We start from the raw sequence: 7,194 nt of genomic DNA, 5'->3' as shown, positions 1-7,194 counted from the left end.
AGCTACCTGACGGTGCTGACGGCCCAGACGGACCTGTACACGGCGCAGACCTCGCTGATTTCGGCGCGCCTGGCGCGCTGGACCAACCTGGTGGACCTGTACCGCGCGCTGGGCGGCGGCTGGATCGAGCACAACGGCGACCAGCCGCGCGAGGCCGATGCACCGGTCGACTACGGCAAGCCGGCGGCGGCACCTGCGTCGGCCTCGCAGCCGACGGCGGGCTGACAGGGCCGCGGTCGAGCGGATCGCGCGGCCGCGGCAGGGGTTTCCAGCCTCGAGCCGCAAGCTGCTCGATCCGCCCGGCGAGCACACGAAAAAACACCCCGGAAGCGCAAGCTTCCGGGGTGTTTTTCATTGGCGGCAGCGCCAGGCCGCCGTCAACCTCCGAGCATCGTCAATGCAGGTCGGCCGTGCGCGGATCGAGATCGTGTCCGGCGCGCCGGATCTCGCATTCGGCCTGCTTCTCGCTCTTCACGCCGTTGAAGATCAGGTTCAGCAGCACGGCGGACACCGAAGCCAGCAGGATCCCGCTGTGCAGGATCGGCGCGAGCGCCCCCGGCAGCTTCGAGAAGAAGTGCGGCGAGACCACCGGCACCAGGCCCAGCCCGATGCTGACCGCGACGATAAACAGGTTGTTGTGGTTGCTCACGAAGTCGACGCGCGAGAGCGTCTTCACGCCGTTGGCGGCCACCATGCCGAACATCACGATGCCGGCGCCGCCGAGCACGAAGGCCGGCACCGAGGCGACGATCTGCGCCATCTTCGGGAACAGGCCCAGCAGCACCAGGATCACGCCGCCCGTCACGCACACGTAGCGGCTCTTCACGCCGGTCACGCCCACCAGCCCGACGTTCTGCGAGAACGAGGTATGCGGGAACGAGTTGAAGATGCCGCCGATCAGCGTGCCCAGACCGTCCACGCGCAGGCCGCGCACCAGGGCCTGCTGGTCGACCGGCCGGTCGACCATGTCGCCCACGGCGAGGAACATGCCGGTCGACTCGATGAAGGTGACGAACATCACGATCACCATGGTGGCGATCGACAGAGCGTCGAAATGCGGCGTGCCGAAGTGGAAGGGCATCACGAAGCCGACCCAGGGCGCGGCCGCCACGCCGTCCAGATCGACGCGGCCCAGCGAGAGCGCGATCACGAAGCCGGCCACGATGCCGAGCAGCACGGCGATATTGGCGAAGAAGCCGCGGCCGAACTTGTTGATCATCAGGATCAGCACCAGCACCAGCAGCGACAGGCCCAGGAACACCGGGTTGCCGTACTCGGGGTTGCCCACGCCGCCGGCCGCCCAGTTGATGCCCACGCCCATCAGCGACAGGCCGATCACCGCGATCACGGTGCCCACCACCACCGGCGGGAAGAAGCGCAGCAGCTTGCCGATCACCGGCGCGATCACGATGCCGATCACGCCGGCCGCGATGGTCGAGCCGAACACGTCCAGCAGGCCCAGGCTCGGGTTGGTGCCGATCGCGATCAGCGGCCCCACCGAGGCGAAGGTGCAGCCCATGATGACGGGCAGACGGATGCCGAAGATCCACACGCCGAGCGTCTGGATCAGGGTGGCGATGCCGCAGGCGAACAGGTCGGCGCTGATCAGGAAGGCGATCTGATCCTTCGGCAGCTTCAGCGCGCTGCCGATGATGAGCGGCACCGCGACGGCGCCCGCGTACATCACCAGCACGTGCTGCAGACCCAGGGTGACGAGCTTGCCGGCGGGCAGGATCTCGTCGCACGGATGGACCGTGGTCGATTGCATCTGTCTCACTCCATGATCTTGTTGTCGGGGTGCAGTGAAGTTATGCGCAACGACCGGGGCCAACAAGAGCACTGGGCGCTATTCCCTGCTTTGCAGGGGGGATATGCGATTTTCACGAAGGAATACGGGGAAATCATGGTGGACGCGCCGCGGCAGTGGGATTCCCGGTAGTTATAGCCAGACAAAAACCGCCTGGCGCCTCCGCCAAATATCACTGCGTTTATGGTCTGTATCGGCGGCGGCGCATAGAGGGTTTTGGCCGCGTCTCGCGGCGTGGATGGGTAAACCCCGACCGGCACGGTTTTTCACGGGGTCGGATGACGGCGGCGAGGTGATTGCGACGGGGCTCATGAGGGCCGTCGTTTCGATCGTTTCCGGTGCATCCCGCCCATCGCGAGCGAGCGGGGCAGGCGCCGCAAACGCCGTTGCGCGACGCGGCGCGACATCGATCCGTCGCGTGGCGCCATGCCGGTTTCCCCGGCACGCGTTTACACTTCCGGCTGGTCCCCCGCGCCGGCTCGCCGGCGCGCTTCGGCGGCAGGGCACGACGCGCGACACGAGCGCCGCGCGCACCCTGCCCGGGCAACGATTCCCCGGTTGCCGCCCGTCGCGCGTGGCGCGCGGCGCAACCTCACCGACAAGGAGCTGCAAGCATGAAGACGAAAGCCGCGATCGCATGGAAGGCCGGTGCGCCGCTGACCATCGAGGAAGTGGATCTGGAAGGCCCGCGCGCGGGCGAGGTGCTGATCGAGGTGAAGGCCACGGGGATCTGCCACACCGACTACTACACGCTGTCGGGCGCCGATCCGGAAGGCATCTTCCCGGCCATCCTCGGCCACGAGGGCGCGGGCGTGGTGGTGGACGTCGGCCCCGGCGTCGGCACGTTGCGCAAGGGGGATCACGTGATCCCGCTCTATACGCCCGAATGTCGCGAATGCAAGTTCTGCCTGTCGCGCAAGACCAACCTCTGCCAGAAGATCCGCGCCACCCAGGGCAAGGGCCTGATGCCCGACGCGAGCTCGCGCTTCTCGCTCGACGGCAAGCCGATCTTCCACTACATGGGCACCTCGACCTTCTCGAACTACATCGTGGTGCCGGAGATCGCGGTGGCGAAGATCCGCGAGGACGCGCCCTTCGACAAGGTCTGCTATATCGGCTGCGGCGTGACCACCGGGGTGGGCGCGGTGGTCTACTCGGCCAAGGTCGAGGCGGGTGCCAACGTGGTGGTGTTCGGCCTGGGCGGGATCGGCCTGAACGTGATCCAGGGCGCGAAGATGGTGGGTGCCGACAAGATCATCGGTGTCGACATCAACCCGGCGCGCGTCGAGCTGGCGAAGAAGTTCGGCATGACGCACTTCATCAACCCGAAGGAGGTGGAGAACGTGGTCGACCAGATCGTGCAGCTGACCGACGGCGGTGCTGACTATTCCTTCGAGTGCATCGGCAACGTCACCACCATGCGCCAGGCGCTGGAATGCACGCACAAGGGCTGGGGCCAGTCCTTCATCATCGGCGTGGCGGCCGCCGGCCAGGAGATCAGCACGCGGCCGTTCCAGCTCGTCACGGGCCGCGAATGGAAGGGCTCGGCCTTCGGCGGCGCGCGCGGACGTACCGACGTGCCGAAGATCGTCGACTGGTACATGGAAGGCAAGATCAACATCGACGACCTGATCACGCATCGCCTGCCGCTCGAGAAGATCAACGAGGGCTTCGACCTGATGAAGAAGGGCGAGTCGATCCGCTCGGTCGTGCTGTACTGAGGCACGAGGCGCCACCATGCTCGAACTCCTGTCCTCCCATGCCGCGTTCGGCGGCGAGCAGCGCTTCTACCGCCACGACTCGGCGGCGATCGGCCTGCCGATGAAATTCTCGGTGTTCCTGCCGCGGCAGGCCGCCCACGACGGCGCGCGCGTGCCGGCGCTGTTCTTCCTCGCGGGCCTGACCTGCAACGAGGAAACCTTCATGATCAAGGCCGGCGCGCAGCGTTTCGCGGCCGAGCACGGCATCGCCCTGATCGCGCCCGACACCAGCCCGCGCGGCGCGAACGTGCCGGGCGAGACGGCCGCCTGGGATTTCGGGGTGGGCGCGGGTTTCTATCTCGACGCGAGCGAGGCGCCCTGGGCCACGCATTACCGGATGGAGTCCTACATCGTCGACGAGCTGCGCGCGCTGGTGCTGGGCGCCTTGCCGATCGAGGGCACGCGGCTGGGCATCTTCGGCCATTCGATGGGCGGCCACGGCGCGCTGACCCTGGCGCTGCGCCATCCCGGCGTGTGGCGCTCGGTGTCCGCCTTCGCGCCGATCGCCGCGCCGATGCGCTGCGCCTGGGGCGAGAAGGCCTTCACGGGGTATCTCGGCGAGGATCGCGAGCGCTGGAAGGAGCACGATGCGAGCGAACTGGTGGCGCGCTCCGACGCGCCGCGCTACGCCGACGGGATCCTGGTCGACCAGGGCCTGGCCGACCAGTTCCTGCCGACCCAGCTCAACCCGGAGGTGTTCGAGGCCGCCTGCCGCGAGGCCGGGCAGCCGCTGACGCTGCGCCGTCACGAAGGCTACGACCACGGTTATTACTTCATCTCGACCTTCATCGCCGACCACCTCGCGCATCACGCGAGGACGCTGCTGGCCTGAGCGGCGCGCATCCCGCAGCACCTTCGGCGACACCGCCGGCAACAAAAAGCCCGCGACACGAGCGATCGTGTCGCGGGCTTTTCTTCGGGCGAGCGGCGCGTGTGCCGCTTCAGGCCGTCGCGCGATACCGTCCCATCAGGCTCGCCGCATAGACCAGCGCCGACAGCGCGGTGATCCAGAAGCTGGTCGGCCAGTCGGTGTAGTAGGCGAGCGTGACGCCGAACCAGGCCTCGGCCAGTGCGAACAGCGCGGCCAGCCAGACGCCGCTGGCCAGGCGCGTGCTGAGGTTCTGCGCCGCGGCGGCCGGGCCGACCAGCAGCGTGAACACCAGCAGCACGCCGACGATCTGCGTGCAGGCCGCCACCGCCAGCGCGCAGATCGCCAGGAACAGCACCGACACCAGCCGCAGCGATACGCCCTTGGCCTCGGCCAGCTCCGGCTGCAGCGAGGCGAACACCAGCGGACGCATGATCGCGGCCAGCGCGATGAGGCTGACCGCGCCGATGCCGGCCAGCACCATCAGCGTGGCATGGCTCACGCCGAGCACGTTGCCGAACAGCAGGGCGGTGACCTGGGTGGCGTAGCTGGTATAGAAATGCAGGAACAGCAGGCCGGCGCCGAGCGCGAGCGAGAGGATCACGCCGATCGCCACGTCGCGGCCCGCGAGCTTCTCGCCGAGCGCGCCCATCGCGATGCCGGCCGCCAGCGTGAAGCCGACCATGCCCCAGATCGGCGAGAGGCCGAGCAGCACCGCGCCGGTGGCGCCGGTGAAGCCGACGTGCGAGAGCGCGTGACCGGCGAAGGTCTGGCCGCGCAGCACCAGGAAGTAGCCCACCACGCCGGCCAGCACCGCGACGATGCCCGACGCGATGAACGCGTTGACCATGAATTCGTATTCAAACATCGTGCCGGTGTCCGTGCGTGTTGCCGTGTGCATGGCCGCCATGCGCATGGCCGTGGCCGTGTGCGTGCCCATGCGCGCCGTGCGAATGCGAGCCGTCTTCCTCGTGTTCGTGATCGTGCTTTTCCACCTCGACGTCGCCCGACATCACGAAGATGCGGCCGTTCACGCGCATCACGTCGATCGGCGAGCCGTAGAGCCGCGACAGCACCGGCCGCGTGATCACCTCGTCGACCGTGCCGAGCGCGGCCGTGCCATTGCCGAGATACAGCACGCGATCGAGCGCGTTGAGCAGCGGATTCAGTTCATGCGCCGAGAACAGCACGGTGATGCCGAGCTCCTGCTGCACGCGCCGCACCAGCTCGACCACGCCGCGCTGGTGATGCGGATCGAGGCTGATCAGCGGCTCGTCGAGCAACAGCAGCTTCGGCGCGCCGAGCAGGCATTGCGCCAGCAGCAGGCGCTGGCGCTCGCCGCCCGACAGCTCGAACAGCGGCCGCCGGGCGAGCGCGGTGCCGCCCACCAGATCGAGCACGCGCGCCACGTCGGCGCGTACCTCGGCGCTGGCATGCGGCAGGCCCCAGCGGTGGCCGTCGGCGGCCATCGCCACGAAGTCGTGGCCGCGCACGCGGCGCCCGGCCAGCGCGCTGCGGATCTGCGGCATGTAGCCGATGGCGGGATTGCCGCGCGCCACCGGCGCGCCGGCCACCGAGATGCGGCCGCCGGCGGCGGGCACCAGGCCCAGCACGGCGCGCATCAGGGTGGTCTTGCCGGCGCCGTTGGGCCCCAGCACGCCGACGAATTCGCCGGCCTCGACGGCCAGGCTCACCTCGCGCAGGATCGTGCGTCCGCCCAGTTCGAGCGTGACGCGATCGAGCGCGAGCGCGGGAGAGGAAGAGGTCATGGGTTCAATGTCGGCCCAGCGCGGCGCCCAGCGCATCGAGCTGCGCGAGCATCCACTGCTGGAAGGTCTTGCCGGCCGGTTGCGTCTCGGTGACGCTGACGGTCGGCACCGAGGCGTCCTTCGCGATCTTCAGCATGCGCTTGGTCATCGGCTCCTCGGCCTGGCTGTTGTAGATCAGCACCTTCACCTGGCGCTTGCGCAGGTCGTTCTCGAAGGCGGCGATATCCGTCGCGCTCGCCTCCGTGTCGTTCATGGTCGCCAGCTGGAAGCGCAGGTTGCGCATTTCCAGGCCGATCGCATCCGACATGTAGCCGAACACCGGCTCGGTGGCCGTCACCGGCACGCCCTTGTACTGCGCGCGCAGCGCGGCGACCTTGGCGTCGATCGGCTTGAGCGAGGCCAGGAAGCCGGCCAGGTTCGCGTCGTAGTCGGCCTTGTGCGACGGGTCGGCTGCGCCCAGCGCCGCGCTGATCGCCAGCGCCGCGGCCGGCATGGTGGCCGGATCGTACCAGAGATGCGGGTTGTCGCCGGGCTTCTTGCCGACCAGGTCGGCCACCACGATGGTCTTGCGCGTGGCGTTCTTCGAGGCGGCCAGCAGCTTGGCCATCCAGGGATCGTAGTCGGCGCCGTTGTAGACCACCAGGTTCGCGTGCTGCAGCGCGCGCGCCGTCTTCGGGCTGGCCTCGAACAGGTGCGGATCCTGGTCCGGATTGCTGAGGATGCTGGTCACCGACACGTTGGCGCCGCCGATCTGCTTGATCACGTCGCCGTAGAAGTTCTCGGCGGCCACCACCTGCAGCTTGGCGGTCTGCGCGGCGGCGGGGCCGGCGAAACCGGCGAGGCCCGCCACCGACAAGGCGGCGCAGCCGGCGGCGAACCAGCGGATCAGGCGGGAGCGGGCGCGCAGCGGCGCGCGCGACGTGGCGGCGTAAGTCATGCTTGTTCCTCGACGGGGGTGGCAGTCGCGCGCCCGGAATGGGCGCGCGGCGG

Annotated in this window: 6 protein-coding genes and 1 pseudogene; 3 read left to right on the top strand and 4 right to left on the bottom strand. The window is 68.7% G+C overall.

All coding sequences use genetic code 11. The annotated features are described in order from the left end of the window. Positions 1 to 225: pseudogene (locus FB600_RS32145) on the top strand (TolC family protein); the annotation flags it as partial. A gap of 169 nt (positions 226 to 394) precedes the next feature. On the opposite strand, the gene FB600_RS32140 reads toward FB600_RS32145, so the two are convergent. Further along, the gene (locus FB600_RS32140; RefSeq protein ID WP_036038383.1) at positions 395 to 1,768 is read right to left on the bottom strand and encodes a nucleobase:cation symporter-2 family protein; all 1,374 of its coding nucleotides are present in this window, start codon (positions 1,766 to 1,768) and stop codon (positions 395 to 397) included. Between the two features lie 653 nt (positions 1,769 to 2,421). Between FB600_RS32140 and FB600_RS32135 the strand changes: the two genes are divergently transcribed. Further along, positions 2,422 to 3,528, top strand: a complete 1,107-nt coding sequence (locus tag FB600_RS32135; RefSeq protein WP_096750283.1) for an S-(hydroxymethyl)glutathione dehydrogenase/class III alcohol dehydrogenase — start codon at positions 2,422 to 2,424, stop codon at positions 3,526 to 3,528. Between the two features lie 16 nt (positions 3,529 to 3,544). After that, positions 3,545 to 4,399 (top strand): S-formylglutathione hydrolase, encoded by an 855-nt coding sequence (gene fghA, locus FB600_RS32130; protein ID WP_013699225.1) that lies wholly within the window; start codon positions 3,545 to 3,547, stop codon positions 4,397 to 4,399. Between the two features lie 109 nt (positions 4,400 to 4,508). Here the strand turns inward: fghA and FB600_RS32125 are convergent, their stop codons facing one another. The 3 genes from FB600_RS32125 to FB600_RS32115 are packed head-to-tail and all read right to left on the bottom strand — an operon-like array spanning position 4,509 to position 7,141. Further along, positions 4,509 to 5,303 (bottom strand): metal ABC transporter permease, encoded by a 795-nt coding sequence (locus FB600_RS32125; protein WP_047836137.1) that lies wholly within the window; start codon positions 5,301 to 5,303, stop codon positions 4,509 to 4,511. Beyond that, the gene (locus FB600_RS32120) at positions 5,296 to 6,204 is read right to left on the bottom strand and encodes an ABC transporter ATP-binding protein (RefSeq protein ID WP_105829604.1); all 909 of its coding nucleotides are present in this window, start codon (positions 6,202 to 6,204) and stop codon (positions 5,296 to 5,298) included. Before FB600_RS32120 ends, FB600_RS32125 begins: the two co-directional genes overlap by 8 nt. A 4-nt stretch (positions 6,205 to 6,208) precedes the next feature. Then, positions 6,209 to 7,141: a metal ABC transporter solute-binding protein gene (locus FB600_RS32115; RefSeq protein ID WP_098181608.1), complete on the bottom strand. Its 933-nt coding sequence runs from the start codon at positions 7,139 to 7,141 to the stop codon at positions 6,209 to 6,211. Positions 7,142 to 7,194: the final 53 nt, after the last annotated feature.

The organism is Burkholderia sp. SJZ089 (assembly GCF_007828315.1).
GTDB lineage: Bacteria > Pseudomonadota > Gammaproteobacteria > Burkholderiales > Burkholderiaceae > Burkholderia > Burkholderia gladioli.
Note: the sequence above shows the minus strand (reverse complement) of the source record. Positions and strands in the feature narration are given on the sequence as shown.